At 60.8% G+C, this 15655-nt stretch carries 11 protein-coding genes; 8 read left to right on the top strand and 3 right to left on the bottom strand.

Annotated elements, in window-relative coordinates; translation table 11 throughout:
- Positions 1–94 precede the first annotated feature (94 nt).
- Positions 95–526 carry a universal stress protein gene (locus KHQ26_RS11575; protein ID WP_004183465.1) on the top strand — a complete coding sequence of 144 codons (432 nt, stop codon included), beginning with the start codon at positions 95–97 and terminating at the stop codon, positions 524–526.
- A 51-nt stretch (positions 527–577) separates the two neighbouring features.
- Complete coding sequence (locus KHQ26_RS11570; protein WP_064162709.1) at positions 578–3265, top strand: cation-transporting P-type ATPase; 2688 nt, start codon at positions 578–580, stop codon at positions 3263–3265.
- 272 nt (positions 3266–3537) lie between these two features.
- On the opposite strand, the gene KHQ26_RS11565 is transcribed toward KHQ26_RS11570, so the two are convergent.
- On the bottom strand, positions 3538–4821 hold the full coding sequence (locus tag KHQ26_RS11565; protein ID WP_004142122.1) for a putative acyl-CoA thioester hydrolase: 1284 nt from the start codon (positions 4819–4821) through the stop codon (positions 3538–3540).
- A 154-nt stretch (positions 4822–4975) separates the two neighbouring features.
- On the opposite strand from KHQ26_RS11565, the gene hutI reads away from it, so the two are divergent.
- The 6 genes from hutI to KHQ26_RS11530 all read left to right on the top strand — a co-directional run bounded on the left by hutI (position 4976) and on the right by KHQ26_RS11530 (position 12870).
- Positions 4976–6295: an imidazolonepropionase gene (gene hutI, locus KHQ26_RS11560; protein WP_074183008.1), complete on the top strand. Its 1320-nt coding sequence runs from the start codon at positions 4976–4978 to the stop codon at positions 6293–6295.
- A complete protein-coding gene (gene hutG, locus KHQ26_RS11555; RefSeq protein WP_020804490.1) occupies positions 6292–7248 on the top strand; it encodes a formimidoylglutamase in 957 nt (318 codons plus the stop codon). Before hutI ends, hutG begins: the two co-directional genes overlap by 4 nt.
- A 61-nt stretch (positions 7249–7309) precedes the next feature.
- The gene (locus tag KHQ26_RS11550) at positions 7310–8035 is read left to right on the top strand and encodes a histidine utilization repressor (RefSeq protein ID WP_002895358.1); all 726 of its coding nucleotides are present in this window, start codon (positions 7310–7312) and stop codon (positions 8033–8035) included.
- A 142-nt stretch (positions 8036–8177) separates the two neighbouring features.
- Entirely contained in the window at positions 8178–9866 is a 1689-nt protein-coding gene (gene hutU, locus KHQ26_RS26040; RefSeq protein ID WP_012068474.1) for a urocanate hydratase, read from the top strand.
- Positions 9863–11389 (top strand): histidine ammonia-lyase, encoded by a 1527-nt coding sequence (hutH, locus tag KHQ26_RS11535; RefSeq protein WP_020804491.1) that lies wholly within the window; start codon positions 9863–9865, stop codon positions 11387–11389. Before hutU ends, hutH begins: the two co-directional genes overlap by 4 nt.
- A gap of 98 nt (positions 11390–11487) precedes the next feature.
- The gene (locus KHQ26_RS11530; RefSeq protein ID WP_004147672.1) at positions 11488–12870 is read left to right on the top strand and encodes an amino acid permease; all 1383 of its coding nucleotides are present in this window, start codon (positions 11488–11490) and stop codon (positions 12868–12870) included.
- 780 nt (positions 12871–13650) lie between these two features.
- Here KHQ26_RS11530 and KHQ26_RS11525 read toward each other — a convergent pair.
- Positions 13651–14127 carry a kinase inhibitor gene (locus KHQ26_RS11525; RefSeq protein ID WP_002895575.1) on the bottom strand — a complete coding sequence of 159 codons (477 nt, stop codon included), beginning with the start codon at positions 14125–14127 and terminating at the stop codon, positions 13651–13653.
- 70 nt (positions 14128–14197) lie between these two features.
- Positions 14198–15487 carry an adenosylmethionine--8-amino-7-oxononanoate transaminase gene (gene bioA / locus KHQ26_RS11520; protein WP_004215317.1) on the bottom strand — a complete coding sequence of 430 codons (1290 nt, stop codon included), beginning with the start codon at positions 15485–15487 and terminating at the stop codon, positions 14198–14200.
- Positions 15488–15655 lie beyond the last annotated feature (168 nt).

Here is a 15655-nt window from a genome sequence, read left to right as displayed (position 1 = left end):
TCCGCTCGCCGCTTCTGTTGTTGAGATTTCGTTCCTCCCCAAGTAAGGGGCTATTCATCACTACGCATTGTATTGGTAATAAAAGGATTATCTCATGTATAAAAATATCGTTGTTCCCGTTGACGTGTTTGATGCGGGCCTGGCCGACAAAGCGCTCTCTCATGCGAAATTCCTCGCCCAACATTCTGCCGGGCAAATTCATCTTATCCATGTTATTCCGGCCTTTTCTCCTGTATTAACCCGCGGATTTATCTCTGATGCCCGAAAGATGGAAGACCATTTGCTTAATACCGCTAAGGAAAAGCTGAGCGAGCTGGTGAAGAAAAATGGGCTTGCGGAAGACGCCAGCCATCTTTATGTGCGCAGTGGCAATGTTCGCGATCAAGTGATTGCCCTGGCCGATGAGCTGAAAGCGGATGTGGTGATTGTCGGTTCGCGCAATCCGGGGATCCAGACTCATCTGCTGGGCTCGGAAGCGGCCAATATCGTGCGCTATGCCCATGTACCAGTGTTCGTTGTGCGCTGATGATGGCGGGATGTCGCCCTGACTTCCGCTTCAGAAATCGAGGGAAAGAGTATGAATACAGATAAACCGGGGGCGCCCTATTATCAGCGCTCCGTCGAGGAGACTCTCGCCAGCGTGCAGAGTTCGCCGGAAGGGATTAGCGGAACAGAGGCGGCTACGCGCCTGCAGCAGTATGGCGAAAACGCCCTGCCGCAGAAGCCGGGTAAACCCGCCTGGCTGCGTTTTATTGCGCATTTTAACGATGTGCTGATCTACGTCCTGCTGGCGGCAGCGTTGCTCAAGGCGGTGATGGGCCATTGGATCGACATGGCGGTGATCCTCGCCGTGGCGGTGGTCAATGCGCTGATCGGCTTCATTCAGGAGAGTAATGCGGAAAAATCGCTGCAGAGTATCCGCAATATGCTGTCCAGCGAGGCGGTGGCGATCCGTCAGGGCAACCATGAAACCATCCCCACCACCTCGCTGGTACCTGGGGATATCGTGGTGATCCGCGCCGGCGACCGTATCCCCGCCGATCTACGGGTGATTGAGGCGCACAACCTGCGGGTGGAAGAGGCGATCCTCACCGGCGAGTCGACGGTGGTGGAAAAAACCACCGAGCCGCTAAGCGGCGATTTACCGCTCGGCGATCGCAGCAACCTGTTGTTTTCCGGGACCACCGTTAGCTCAGGGGCGGGAAAAGGGATCGTGGTGGCCACCGGCGGCGATACCGAGCTGGGCCATATCAACCAAATGATGGCGGGCATTGAGAAACACCGCACGCCGCTGCTGGTGCAAATAGACAAGCTGGGCAAAGCCATCTTTATCCTTATTCTGGTGATGATGGCGGCGCTGTTCGTCTTTAGCCTGCTGTTCCGCGATATGCCGGTCTCCGAACTGATGCTGTCGTTGATTAGCCTCGCGGTGGCATCGGTCCCCGAAGGGTTGCCGGCGATTATCTCGATTATTCTGTCGCTCGGCGTACAGGCGATGGCCCGTCAGAAAGCGATTATCCGCAAGCTGCCGACGGTGGAAACCCTCGGCGCGATGACGGTTATCTGCTCGGATAAAACCGGGACCCTGACCATGAACGAAATGACGGTGAAGGCGGTGATCACTGCCGACAGCGTCTATCGGGTGGAAGGGGATAGTTATGAGCCGGTCGGTAAGATCCACGCCATTGACGATCCGACGCCGGTCACGATCGCGCCCGGCTCGCTGTTCGAGCGCTATCTGCGCACCATCGATCTGTGTAACGACAGCCAGCTTATCAAAGAGGAGAGCGGGCTGTGGAAAATCACCGGCGGCCCGACCGAGGGGGCGCTGAAGGTGCTGGCGGCGAAGGTCACTCTGCCGCCGCTGACCAGCGAACTGCGCAGTAAAATTCCTTTTGATTCGCAATATAAATACATGTCGACCCTCTACCGGCTGGGTGAAGAGGAGGTAGTGCTGGTCACTGGCGCGCCGGATGTCCTGTTCCGCCTGTGCCAGTATCAGCAGAGCGACAGCGGATTGCAGCCGCTGGATCTCCCGTACTGGGAAGGCAAAATTGAAGAGTACGCCCGGGAAGGGCTACGGATGGTGGCCGCAGCCTGGAAGCCGGCTGCCGCAGGCCAGACCGAACTGACCCATCAGGATCTGCAGCAAGGGGTGATTTTGCTAGGGGTCGCCGGGATGATGGATCCGCCGCGTCCGGAGGCCATCACGGCGATTGCCGACTGCCTGCAGGCCGGGATCCGCGTGAAGATGATCACCGGCGACCACCCGCAAACGGCGATGAGCATCGGCAAGATGCTGGGGATTGGCAATGCGGGAAATGCCATTACCGGACGTGAGCTGGAGGTGATGGACGACGCGCAGCTGAGCGTAGCCGCGCAGCAGTTTGATATCTTCGCCCGCACCAGCCCGGAAGATAAGTTCCGCCTGGTGCAGGCTCTGCAGAGTAAGAAAGAAATTGTCGGAATGACCGGCGATGGGGTGAACGATGCCCCGGCGTTGAAGCAGGCTGACGTCGGCGTGGCGATGGGGATCAAGGGGACCGAGGTGACCAAGGAGGCCGCCGATATGGTGCTGACCGATGATAACTTCGCCACCATCGCCAGCGCAGTCCGCGAGGGGCGCCGGGTGTATGACAACCTGAAGAAAACCATTCTCTTCGTCATGCCGACCAACCTTGCCCAGGGGTTACTGATCGTGATCGCGCTGCTGGCGGGCAACGTACTGCCGCTCACGCCGGTGTTGATCCTGTGGATGAACATGGCTACCTCCGCCACGCTGTCGTTTGGCCTGGCGTTTGAAGCCGGTGAGAAAAATATTATGCGGCGGCCGCCGCGCGATCCGAAAATTCACGTGATGGACGGCTTTGCCATCTGGCGCGTAGCGTTTGTGGGGTCAATGATTGCGGTCAGCGCCTTTATTCTCGAAGCCTGGCTGCAGCCGCGCGGCTATTCGCCGGAGTTTATCCGTACCGTGCTGTTGCAGACTCTGGTCACCGCCCAGTGGTTCTATATGCTGAACTGCCGCGTATCGGATGGATTCTCGTTAACCAAAGGTCTGCTGGCCAACAAAGGGATCTGGATCGTCAGCGGCGTACTGCTGCTGCTGCAGCTGCTGATTATCTACGCGCCTTTTATGCAGATGCTGTTCGGCACCACCGGGCTGCCGTTCCGCTACTGGGTGATCACCTTTATCATCGGCTTCGCCATGTTCCTGATCGTGGAACTGGAAAAACCGCTGACCCGCAAATGGCGTTCCGCCTGACGGCGTGAAGCGCTGAACGAAAAAGAAAAGAGGGGGCATGCCCCCTCTCTGGCTGACGACAAACCTGTTTCGTCATTGTGCTCGCATTTCTGCCGGGTGGCGGCTTTCGCCTTACCCGGCCTACGAAAGACTTCAATATCAAACCGTTATGCAGTTATCTGTAGGCCCGCGCAAGCGCAGCGCCGCCGGGCAATTCCTGAAGATTGCACGTTGTCAGCAGTTTGAGAGAGGGCATCGCCCTCTCTTTTATTATGGTTCACGCTTGTTGCGCTTTACTGTTTCGGCTCGGCGACCACGGTGCTTCCCACGCCGCGGTTATTGTACTCCCACATGCGGTTGAAGCCGTTGTCGTTGAGGTTGCGCTGCAGATTGCCTTTGTCATCGGCGCTGCCGGTGTTGCCGCTGAACGGGCGGCCGGAGCCTACCGCCGCCGCCCACGGCTGGGCAATATTAAAGCCTTCATTGATAGCGCTGTCGCGGATCACCACCTGGCCGTTGCTGTTGCCATCGACGTCCAGCGCGCGGCCGAGCTGCGCGACGTTATCCCCGGAGGCGGTGAAGCGGCTGTTGGTCGCCAGGAAGCCGTAGGTCACGCTCTTCAGAGTAGCCGGCGCGAAGACGTAGGCCTCTTTCTGGGTACGGGAGTTCACCACGCGGAAATCGGTGTTATCAAACACCACCGCGCCGCGGCCGGAAACGATATCCACATCGCCTTCAATGTAGCTGTTGGTCACCAGGGTGCGGGTCTGACGGTTGTCCTGCAGACGGTTTTGCACGCCGCTGTTGGTCACGAAGAAGGTGTTTTGACGGCCAAGAATATTGACCTTATTGATCTGCACCTGGTCGCCATCGCTGCGCAATGCCACCGCCTGGTGGGTACCGGCGTCAACGCTGTCGCCGAGGTTGTTGGCGATGGTCAGGTTCTGCAGCTGCAGACCATTATTCTGTGACCAGAAGACTGCGGAACACATTACGCCGACGGTCGCCGCGGATTTGCTTTGGCAACTGTCGAACATATACCACGCCGGTTTACCCGGCATATATTTACCGCCTGGATTGACCAGACGACGCCAGGTGTTGCGATCCATCTCGGAATCAATGGCTTCGCTGATTTTCACGTCGATTGGCTTATCGCCAGTACCATACAGGGTCAGGGCGCCCGGCGCCGCCGGAACGTAGACGGTTCCCGGGTACTCGCCCGGCATAATCGCGATATACAGACGACGGTTAGAGTGACGGGCAATTGCCGCATCCACCGCCGCCTGAATGGTGGTATGGGTTACGCCCTGGGTTCCCGCAGGGCCGACGATAAAGTCAGGCTGCGCCGGCAGGCTGATAGCAGACGGCGTCCAGGCGGCGGCGTTGGGAGCCAGCGACTGGAAATAGGCCGCCGGCGTGAAGTTTTTCGCTTCTTCGGCGTTGAGTATGGGACGCGCGGTAGTGCCCGGTGCAGTCTGCGTTGAGGGCTGTTGATCGGCAGGCGTCGAGCTACAGGCGGACAGCGTCACGCCGAAGGCCAGCGCCAGCGCCAGACGGGAAACGGAATATGTGTTCATGTTGCTCCGGGCAAAATTAAGCGTAGTGAAATACCCCGGCTGAGACGCCAGGGTATAAGTCCTTTAAAACCTGCTGTTTTATACTAACTTGAACGAAACGGGAAGACGTGGACGGAAAAACTTACCGTCTTTACGCAACGCGCAGCCCTGCCGGATGGTCTTTAGTCACAAAAAAATAACATTTCCCTGCGCTATTGTTGACTTTACCGGCGTTATGAAAATAAATGTCTATACAACCCATGACAAGTTAAGCGCTATGACTGAAGCCACTTCCGAACTCGTTATCTGGCGAAACGGGCGTCTCGCCACCCTGAACCCCGATCACGCTCAACCTTACGGCCTGCTGGAGCGCCATGCGCTGCTGGTGCGCGACGGCTGCATCGCGGCGATTGTCGCCGAAGATGACGTCCCCAGCGGGCGCAGTATCGATCTTGAAGGCCGGTTGGTAACGCCGGGATTAATCGACTGCCACACCCATCTCGTCTTCGGCGGCAGCCGGGCCCAGGAGTGGGAGCAGCGGCTGAACGGCGTGTCGTATCAAACCATCAGCGCCAGCGGCGGCGGCATTAACTCCACCGTGCGCGCCACGTGCGACAGCAGCGAAGCTGAACTACTGGCGCTGGCCCAGCCGCGTCTGGAACGCCTGCTGCGTGAAGGGGTGACCACCCTGGAGATCAAATCCGGCTACGGCCTCGACCTGCCAAACGAACGCAAAATGCTGCGGGTCGCCCGACAACTGGCCGATCATAATGGCGTGGAACTGTCGGCGACGCTGCTCTCCGCCCACGCCACGCCGCCGGAATATCAAGGCGATGCTGACGGCTATATTACGCTGGTCTGCGAGACCATTTTGCCGACGCTGTGGCAGGAGGGACTGTTTGAAAGCGTTGACGTCTTCTGCGAAAACGTCGGCTTCAGCCCGCAGCAAACTGAGCGCGTCTTTCAGGCGGCGCAGGCGCTGTGCATTCCGGTAAAAGGCCACGTTGAGCAGCTCTCGTCGCTGGGCGGCGCGCAGCTGGTGAGCCGCTATCATGGGCTTTCCGCCGACCATATCGAGTATCTGACGGAAGAGGGCGTGGCGGCGATGCGCGAAAGCGGCACCGTGGCAGCCCTGCTCCCCGGCGCGTTCTACTTCCTTAATGAAACCCGTAAACCGCCGGTCGAGCTGCTGCGCAAGTACCAGGTGCCGATGGCGGTGGCGACCGATTTCAACCCCGGCACCAGCCCCTTCGCCAGCCTGCATCTGGCGATGAACATGGCCTGCGTCAAGTTTGGCCTGACGCCGGAGGAGGCGTGGGCCGGGGTGACGCGCCATGCCGCGCGGGCGCTGGGGCGCCAGGCCAGCCACGGCCAGCTGGCGCCGGGCTTTGTCGCTAACTTCGCCATCTGGGATGCTGAGCATCCCGTCGAGATGGTGTATGAGCCGGGGCGCAGTCCGCTCTGGCATCGCGTTGTTCAAGGAGAATTGCAATGATGCTGTGGCAAGCTACGCCAGCCAGTCTCTGGCAGGGACGCGACGACAGCGCGGAAGCGCCCAATGCGCTGCGCCTGTTCCAGACCATCGCCCGCGCGGAACGCTTCGCGCCGCAGGAGATGCCCGGCGATATCGCGCTGCTCGGCTTCGCCTGTGACGAAGGGGTCCGGCGTAACAAGGGGCGTACCGGGGCAGCGGACGGCCCGGCGACCCTGCGCCGGGCGTTGGCCAATATGGCCAGCCATCAGGGTCATGACCGCTGCGTGGATATGGGCACCATCAGCGTCGACGGCGAGCAGTTAGAAGCCGCGCATCAGGCGCTGCGCGAGGCGGTGGCCGACTGTCAGCGGGCGGGTAAACGCACGCTGGTCCTGGGCGGCGGCCACGAGACGGCCTTCGGCCACGGCGCTGGGGTACTGGATGCCTTCCCAGGCGAAAAAGTGGGCATTATTAATCTCGATGCGCATCTGGATCTGCGCTTTGCCGACTGCGCCAGCTCCGGGACGCCGTTCCGCCAGTTGGCGCTGGAGTGTGACGCGCAGCAGCGCGGTTTTCACTATACCTGCATCGGGGTTAGCCGGGCGGCGAACACCCAGGCGCTATGGGATGAAGCGGCGCGCCGCCAGGTGGCTATCGTTGAAGATCTGGAGGTGCTGACAGCCTTCGAAACTCGCGTGTTGCCGGAGCTTGAGCGCAATATCGCGCAATTCGACCGCCTGTATCTGACTATCGATCTCGACGTGCTGCCGGCGCGAGAAATGCCGGCGGTGTCGGCCCCGGCGGCGCTGGGCGTGCCGCTGGGCACGCTGCTGCGCATCGTTGAGCCGCTGTGCCGCAGCGGTAAGCTGCAGGCGGTGGATCTGGTGGAGTTTAACCCGCTGTTTGACATTGACGGTCAGGGCGCTCGCGCGGCGGCCCGTGTGGCATGGCAAATCGCCCATTGGTGGCGCTAGCGATCCGCGCTATTATTTTCGTTTCGCCGCTCCGCTTATTACGCATAAGGAAAGCCAGGCCATGTTTGCACAACAACCTCGTTCCGCGCCCGCGCCTTTCTATGAAAAGGTGAAGCAGGCGATCAGCGAAAAGATCCACAGCGGCGTCTGGCGACCGCATGACCGTATCCCGTCGGAAGCTGAGCTGGTGGCCCAGTTCGGCTTCAGCCGGATGACCATCAATCGCGCGCTGCGCGAGCTGACGGACGAAGGCCTGCTGGTCAGGTTGCAAGGGGTGGGAACCTTTGTCGCCGAGCCGAAAGGGCAGTCGGCGCTGTTCGAGGTGCGCAGTATTGCCGCAGAAATTGTCGCCCGTCACCATCAGCACCGCTGTGAGGTACTCCTGCTTGAGGAGACCCGGGCGGATCATATTCAGGCGACGGCGCTCAGCGTCCCGGAAGGCACCCGCATCTTTCACTCGCTGATGGTGCATTACGAAAACGAGGTGCCGGTGCAAATCGAAGATCGCTGCGTCAATGCCGCAGTGGTACCGGACTATCTGCATCAGGACTACACCGCCACCACGCCCCATGATTACCTGTCGCTGATCGCGCCGTTAACCGAAGGTGAACATATTGTTGAAGCGGTGCAGGCCACGGCGGAAGAGTGCGCGCTGCTGCATATTCACGCCCACGATCCGTGCCTGCTGATCCGTCGTCGCACCTGGTCGACAACCCACATCGTCTCCCACGCGCGCCTGCTGTTCCCCGGTAGCCGATATCGTCTGCAGGGGCGCTTTGGCTCCTGATCCACGCTGGCGTCAGCAAAACGTGATTGCTGACGCAATATAACAAAATTGTATCATTTCTGTTAAATCCTGGCTTGCGCATGCTTGTATAGACAAGTATATGTATCTACGTAAACAACGTTTATTGTCAGGAGAAACCCCGATGTCGCAAAGCAAATATCGCCAGCTGGACGTCCGTGCGCCAAGAGGCACGACGCTGACCGCGAAGAGCTGGCTGACCGAAGCCCCGCTGCGTATGTTAATGAATAATCTTGATCCCGATGTCGCCGAAAACCCGCACGAGCTGGTGGTCTATGGCGGTATTGGTCGCGCAGCGCGCAACTGGGAATGCTATGACGCTATCGTGAAGGCGCTGAAGAACCTGGAAAGCGATGAAACCCTGCTGGTGCAGTCCGGGAAGCCGGTGGGCGTATTCAAAACCCATGAAAACTCACCGCGCGTGCTGATCGCCAACTCCAACCTGGTCCCGCACTGGGCCACCTGGGAACACTTTAACGAGCTGGATGCCAAAGGGCTGGCGATGTACGGCCAGATGACCGCCGGCAGCTGGATCTACATCGGCAGCCAGGGCATCGTGCAGGGTACCTACGAAACCTTCGTCGAAGCCGGTCGCCAGCACTACCAGGGCAGCCTGAAAGGCCGCTGGGTATTAACCGCCGGTCTGGGCGGCATGGGCGGCGCGCAGCCGCTGGCCGCGACGCTGGCCGGCGCCTGCTCGCTGAATATCGAATGTCAGCAGAGCCGCATCGATTTCCGTCTGCGTACCCGCTACGTGGATGAGCAAGCCACCTCGCTGGATGACGCCCTGGCGCGCATCAAAAAATACACCGCCGAAGGGCGGGCCATCTCTATCGCGCTGTGCGGCAACGCCGCGGAGATCGTACCGGAGCTGGTGAAGCGCGGCGTGCGCCCGGATATGGTCACCGACCAGACCAGCGCCCACGACCCGCTGCATGGCTATCTGCCGAAAGGCTGGAGCTGGGAAGAGTATCAGCAGAAAGCCGAATCCGACCCGCAGGGCACTATTCTGGCGGCGAAACGCTCGATGGCCGATCACGTGCAGGCGATGCTGGCCTTCCATGAGATGGGGGTCCCAACCTTCGACTACGGCAACAACATCCGCCAGATGGCGCAGGAAGTGGGCGTCAGCAACGCCTTCGATTTCCCGGGCTTTGTGCCGGCCTATATCCGCCCGCTGTTCTGCCGCGGTATCGGCCCGTTCCGCTGGGTAGCGCTGTCCGGCGATCCGCAGGATATCTACAAAACCGACGCGAAAGTGAAAGAGATCATTAAAGATGATCAGCATCTGCACCACTGGCTGGATATGGCGCGCGAGCGCATCAGCTTCCAGGGACTGCCGGCGCGTATCTGCTGGGTCGGTCTGGAGTGGCGGCAAAAGCTCGGTCTGGCGTTTAACGAAATGGTGCGCAGCGGCGAAGTCTCCGCGCCGATCGTCATTGGCCGGGATCACCTTGACTCCGGCTCCGTCGCCAGCCCGAACCGCGAAACCGAAGCGATGCGCGATGGTTCTGATGCGGTCTCCGACTGGCCGCTGCTCAACGCCCTGCTCAATACCGCCAGCGGCGCGACCTGGGTGTCGCTGCACCACGGCGGCGGGGTAGGCATGGGCTTCTCGCAACACTCCGGGATGGTTATAGTCTGCGATGGTACCGATGAAGCGGCGGCGCGTATCGCCCGCGTCCTGCGCAACGACCCGGCCACCGGCGTGATGCGTCATGCCGACGCGGGGTATGAGATTGCCATTGAATGCGCGGCGGAACAGGGTCTGAATCTTCCGATGGTGGCGGCAACGCAGGGGAACGCTAAATGAAATCTTTAACTTTGATCCCGGGTCAACTCAGCCTGTCGCAGCTCCGCGACGTTTACAGCCACCCGGTAAATATTACCCTCGACAGCGGCGCGTTTGCCGCCATTGACGAGAGCGTGGCCTGCGTCAACGCCATCCTTGCCGAAGGGCGGACCGCCTACGGCATCAACACCGGTTTTGGCCTGCTGGCGCAGACCCGTATCTCGACGGAAGATCTGGAGAACCTGCAGCGTTCGCTGGTGCTGTCCCATGCGGCGGGCGTTGGCGAGCCGCTGGACGATGATCTGGCGCGGCTGATTATGGTGCTGAAGATTAACAGCCTGTCCCGCGGTTTCTCCGGGATCCGCCTGAGCGTGATCCAGGCGCTGATTGGCCTGGTGAATGCCGGCGTGACGCCGTGGATCCCGGCCAAAGGCTCCGTCGGCGCTTCCGGCGACCTCGCGCCGCTGGCGCATATGTCGTTGACCCTGCTCGGAGAAGGTAAAGCGCGGGTACGCGGCGGCGACTGGCTGCCGGCCACCGAAGCGCTGCGTCAGGTGGGGCTGGAGCCGATTACCCTGGCGGCGAAAGAGGGGCTGGCGCTACTCAACGGCACCCAGGCCTCGACCGCTTTTGCCCTGCGCGGTCTGTTCGAAGCCGAGGATCTGTTCGCCTCCGCGGTCGTCTGCGGGGCGTTAACCACCGAAGCGGCGCTGGGCTCACGTCGTCCGTTTGATGCGCGCATCCATGAAGTGCGCGGCCAGCGCGGGCAGATTGATGCGGCGGCGTTGTATCGCCACCTGCTGACCGAAGATAGCGCGATCTCGCAGTCGCACCATAACTGCAGCAAGGTGCAGGACCCGTACTCCCTGCGCTGCCAGCCGCAGGTGATGGGCGCCTGCCTGACGCAGATCCGCCAGGCGGCTGAGGTGCTGCTGGCTGAAGCCAACGCGGTCTCCGATAACCCGCTGGTCTTTGCCGCCGAAAATGACGTCATCTCCGGCGGTAACTTCCATGCCGAACCGGTGGCGATGGCCGCGGATAATATCGCGCTGGCGATCGCCGAAATCGGCTCGCTCTCCGAGCGCCGCATCGCGCTGATGATGGACAGCCATATGTCGCAGCTGCCGCCGTTCCTCGTCAAAAATGGCGGCGTCAACTCCGGGTTTATGATTGCCCAGGTCACGGCGGCGGCCTTAGCCAGTGAAAACAAAGCGCTGTCGCACCCGCATAGCGTTGACAGCCTGCCCACCTCTGCCAACCAGGAAGACCACGTCTCGATGGCGCCGGCGGCCGGTCGCCGCCTGTGGGCGATGGCCGAGAACACCCGCGGGGTGTTGGCCGTTGAGTGGCTGGCGGCGGCGCAGGGGCTGGATATGCGCGAAGGACTGACCACCAGTCCGCTGCTGGAAGAGGCGCGTCACTTGCTGCGCGAACGCGTGCCGCACTATACGCAGGATCGCTACTTCGCCCCGGATATCGATAACGCCATTGCGCTTCTGGCGGCCCGTCACCTGACGCGTCTGCTGCCTGCCGTACTGCATTAATCACCGTTGTTCTCTGTACCCGCGTCGGGGGAAGTCATTCCCCCGACCGCCCTACACCGCATATTTGTCGTCATATAAAAAAATCAGGACACCTGTATATGCAACAACAACACAAGCCACATCTGCTGCGCGGGCTCAATGCCCGACACATTCGGTTTATTGCGCTCGGCTCCGCTATCGGCACCGGGCTGTTCTATGGCTCGGCCTCAGCCATCAAAGCGGCGGGCCCGGCGGTGCTGCTGGCCTATCTGATTGGCGGCGCGGCGGTGTTTATCGTCATGCGCGCGCTGGGCGAGATGGCGGTGCGCAACCCGGTTTCCGGCTCCTTCGGCAGCTATGCCCGCCAGTATCTCGGGCCGCTGGCCGGGTTTATTACCGGCTGGACCTACACCTTTGAAATGGTGATCGTCGCCCTGGCCGACGTCACCGCCTTCGGCATCTATATGGGATTGTGGTACCCCGATGTGCCGCGCTGGATCTGGATCCTCAGCATCATTTTCTTTATCGGCGCGATGAACCTGTGCAACGTGCGGGTATTTGGCGAGATGGAGTTCTGGCTGTCTCTGGTGAAGGTGGTGGCGATTATCGCCATGATGCTGGCGGGGGCGGGGATCATCTTCTTTGGCTTTGGCCACAGCTTCCCAGCCACCGGGCTGGAAAACCTCTGGAGCCACGGCGGCTTTGCCCCTAACGGCTGGCAGGGCGTTATCGCCTCGCTTGGCATCGTGATGTTCGCCTTCGGCGGGGTGGAGATTATCGGCGTCACCGCCGCAGAAGCGAAGGATCCGAAGAAGGTGATCCCGCAGGCCATCAATACCATTCCGCTGCGCATTATCCTGTTCTACGTCTGCACCCTGGCGGTGCTGATGGCGATCTTCCCGTGGAACAGCTTTGGCGAACAGGGGAGTCCGTTTGTGCTTATTTTCGACGGTCTGGGGATCCCGGCGGCGGCGACCATCCTTAACATCATTGTGATCAGCGCCAGCATCTCGGCGATTAACAGCGATATTTTTGGCGCCGGACGCATGATGTACGGCATGTCGAAAGAGGGGCTGGCGCCGAAAAGCTTCCAGCGCATCGCCAGCAACGGTGTGCCCTGGATGACGGTGGTGGTCATGGGCGGCGCGCTGCTGGCGGCGGTGGTATTGAACTATCTGATCCCCGAGCAGGTATTTGTGCTAATTGCTTCGCTGGCGGCATTCGCCACGGTATGGGTGTGGCTGATGATTCTGCTATCCCATTTTGCCATGCGCCGCGGTTTGTCTGCCGAAGAGCGCAGCCAGATCGCCTTTCCCATTCCGTTCTGGCCGGTTGCGCCGCTGTTGACGCTGCTGTTTATGGGGCTGGTCATCGCCGTATTAGGGATGTTTGCCGAAACGCGGATGGCGCTGATCGCCGGCCTGGTCTGGCTCGGGCTGCTGACGGTGGTGTGGTATGCGCGGGTGCGTAAAACGGCGCTGCAGGTAGCCACTGAACAGTAAGATCAATTTCCCCGGTGGCGCTGCGCTTACCGGGGCTACAAATGGCACGGACCGTAGGCCGGGTAAGGCGTCAGCCGCCGCCCGGCATAAAAGCGGCTCCGTGCCCGCGGCAATCGCCCGGCGGCGCTGCGCTTGCGCGGGCCTGGGGGTATTGTAGATACTGCTATCGGCTTGTAACGGTTTTAATCCGGTAAAAACAGTTGTTTTGTATTAATTCCGAGCACATTGCGCTCCCGAAATGTCTTCTACGTTATGTTACTCATGGCGCAGGGAGCGCACAGGGGGCGGCCAGTCGCCGCCGCCCCCTGTACCCCCGGGCTTCGGCCAGCAACATCGCCACTGCGTGGTGCCTTCGACTTATCCCTGCAGGCTTCGGGTCGGGCCGAGGCAGCGTCCTTGCAAAACACGGCCCTCAGCCCGCATCCATGCGGGCTGCCCCGGCCTTCCGGGAACGTCTCAGCGATGTTGAGGCCGCCAGCCCCGGCAGTTTCAGCGGCCCCGTGTTCGGCGGCGATTCACATACTGGGTCTGGACCCCGTAGGCCGGGTAAGGCGTCAGCCGCCACCCGGCAAAATAACCGCGCAATAGCACCGTAGGCCGGGCAAGGCGTCAGCCGCCGCCCGGCATAAAAGCGGCTCCGTGCCCGCGGCAATCGCCCGGCGGCGCTGCGCTAGCATGGGCGTGGGGGTAGTGTAGGTCGGGTAAGCGCAGCGCCACCCGAAAAACAAATGGCGCCGCGGGTACCCCGGATAAGGCGCAAGCCGCTATCCGGGGGGAAGATTAACTGAACAGGGCGGTGATGGAGGCGCTGGCGAGGGAATGGAAATGGACGTTAAAGCCGACCATCGCGCCGCTGGCCTCAGCATCCACCTCAATTTTCTCGACGTCCAGGGCGTGGACGGTGAAGATATAGCGGTGGGTTTCGCCCTTCGGCGGCGCCGCGCCGCCGTAGCCTGCCTTACCAAAATCGGTGCGGGTCTGAACGGCCTCTTCCGGCAGCTCCGCCTGACCGGAACCGGCCCCTTGCGGCAGGACGCGGGTATCGGCCGGCAGGTTAGCGACCACCCAGTGCCACCAGCCGGAGCCGGTCGGCGCATCCGGATCGTAGCAGGTCACCACAAAGCTTTTGGTTCCCGCGGGCACATCATCCCACATCAGATGCGGCGAAATATTGTCGCCATCGTAGCCCATGCCGTTGAAGACGTGACGATTAGGCAGCTTACCGCCGTCCTGGAGATCGTGACTGATCAGTTTCATGCTTCATCCTCATTGATAATGCGCTGATTAACAAAGAAGTGTAGCCTTCCCGACGACGCAATTCCGCTATTTATTCGCTAAAAAATGTTTCGTCCTGCACTGCCTGGTTGACCGCACGGGTCAGGCGGGTCAGCTGCTCGGGCGTGATGATGTACGGCGGCATCAGATAAATCAGCCGGCCAAACGGACGGATCCAGACTCCCTGCTCGACGAAAAAGCGCTGCAGGGCGGCCATGTTGACCGGGCGACGGGTTTCAACCACGCCAATAGCGCCCAGCACGCGGACGTCCGCGACCAGCGCAGATCCCCGCGCCGGGGCCAGCTCGGCCTGCAGCTGGGCTTCAATCGCCGCCACCTGCGGCTGCCATTCGCCGCTCTCCAGCAGGCGCAGGCTTTCGCCGGCCACCGCGCAGGCCAGCGGATTGCCCATAAAGGTGGGGCCGTGCATAAAGCAACCGGCTTCGCCATTGCTAATGGTTTCAGCAACCGTTCGGGTAGTGATGGCGGCGGAAAGGGTCATGGTGCCGCCGGTCAGCGCTTTGCCCAGACACAGAATGTCGGCGGTAATCCCGGCGTGTTCACAAGCGAACAGCTTGCCGGTGCGGCCAAAGCCGGTGGCAATCTCATCGGCGATCAGCAGTATCCCTTCCCGGTCGCACATTTTACGCACCCGCTTCAGCCACTCCGGATGGTACATCCGCATGCCGCCCGCCCCCTGGACGATAGGTTCGAGGATCACCGCGGCGATTTCATGACGATGCGCGGCCATCAGGCGGGCAAACGGCACCATATCCATCTCGTCCCACTCGCCGTCGAAGCGGCTTTGCGGCGCGGGGGCGAAAAGATTATCCGGCAGGTAGCCCTGCCACAGGCTGTGCATCGAGTTCTGCGGATCGCAGACCGACATCGCTCCGAAGGTATCCCCGTGATAGCCGTTGCGGAAGGTCAGAAAACGACGACGTGGTTCGCCTTTAGCCTGCCAGTACTGCAGCGCCATTTTCATCGCCACCTCTACCGCCACTGAACCGGAGTCGGCGAGGAAAACGCACTCCAGCGAGGCCGGGGTCATCGCCACCAGCTGACGGCATAGCGCTACTGCCGGCGGATGGGTGATCCCGCCGAACATGACGTGCGACATTTGGTCAATTTGCCCCTTCAGCGCCGCATTGAGGCGTGGGTGATTGTAGCCGTGGATCGCCGCCCACCAGGAAGACATACCGTCAACCAACTGTTCGCCGCCGGCGAGGGACAGCTCGCAACCGTGGGCGGACACCACCGGGTAGACCGGCAGGGGGGAAGTCATAGAGGTGTAGGGGTGCCAGATGTGGCGCCGATCGAAAGCGAGATCGTCCAGTGTCATAAGCGACTTGTAAACCATTTTGAAAACATTTAGGTTTACAAGTCTACACTGAACTTACTTACAATGAAACGTACACAAAATATTTCGCGCAGCATCGAGGCGGCAAGCGAGAACATCCCCAGGAGCATAGTTCACTATGTAACTGGGAGGCGCGAGTGCCGCCAACAA

This window comes from Klebsiella sp. 10 (genome assembly GCF_018223925.1).
Classification (GTDB): Bacteria; Pseudomonadota; Gammaproteobacteria; order Enterobacterales; family Enterobacteriaceae; genus Klebsiella; species Klebsiella pneumoniae.
The sequence above is the reverse complement of the archived record's forward strand: the minus strand, read 5'-3'. Positions and strand labels throughout refer to the sequence as shown.

What these genes read in the sequence shown, in the direction of transcription:
- KHQ26_RS11575 (WP_004183465.1), top strand. Translation starts at nt 95, where the DNA reads ATGTATAAAAATATCGTTGTTCCCGTTGACGTGTTTGATGCGGGCCTG.
- KHQ26_RS11570 (WP_064162709.1), top strand. Translation starts at nt 578, where the DNA reads ATGAATACAGATAAACCGGGGGCGCCCTATTATCAGCGCTCCGTCGAG.
- KHQ26_RS11565 (WP_004142122.1), bottom strand. Translation starts at nt 4,821, where the DNA reads ATGAACACATATTCCGTTTCCCGTCTGGCGCTGGCGCTGGCCTTCGGC.
- hutI (WP_074183008.1), top strand. Translation starts at nt 4,976, where the DNA reads ATGGTCTTTAGTCACAAAAAAATAACATTTCCCTGCGCTATTGTTGAC.
- hutG (WP_020804490.1), top strand. Translation starts at nt 6,292, where the DNA reads ATGATGCTGTGGCAAGCTACGCCAGCCAGTCTCTGGCAGGGACGCGAC.
- KHQ26_RS11550 (WP_002895358.1), top strand. Translation starts at nt 7,310, where the DNA reads ATGTTTGCACAACAACCTCGTTCCGCGCCCGCGCCTTTCTATGAAAAG.
- hutU (WP_012068474.1), top strand. Translation starts at nt 8,178, where the DNA reads ATGTCGCAAAGCAAATATCGCCAGCTGGACGTCCGTGCGCCAAGAGGC.
- hutH (WP_020804491.1), top strand. Translation starts at nt 9,863, where the DNA reads ATGAAATCTTTAACTTTGATCCCGGGTCAACTCAGCCTGTCGCAGCTC.
- KHQ26_RS11530 (WP_004147672.1), top strand. Translation starts at nt 11,488, where the DNA reads ATGCAACAACAACACAAGCCACATCTGCTGCGCGGGCTCAATGCCCGA.
- KHQ26_RS11525 (WP_002895575.1), bottom strand. Translation starts at nt 14,127, where the DNA reads ATGAAACTGATCAGTCACGATCTCCAGGACGGCGGTAAGCTGCCTAAT.
- bioA (WP_004215317.1), bottom strand. Translation starts at nt 15,487, where the DNA reads ATGACACTGGACGATCTCGCTTTCGATCGGCGCCACATCTGGCACCCC.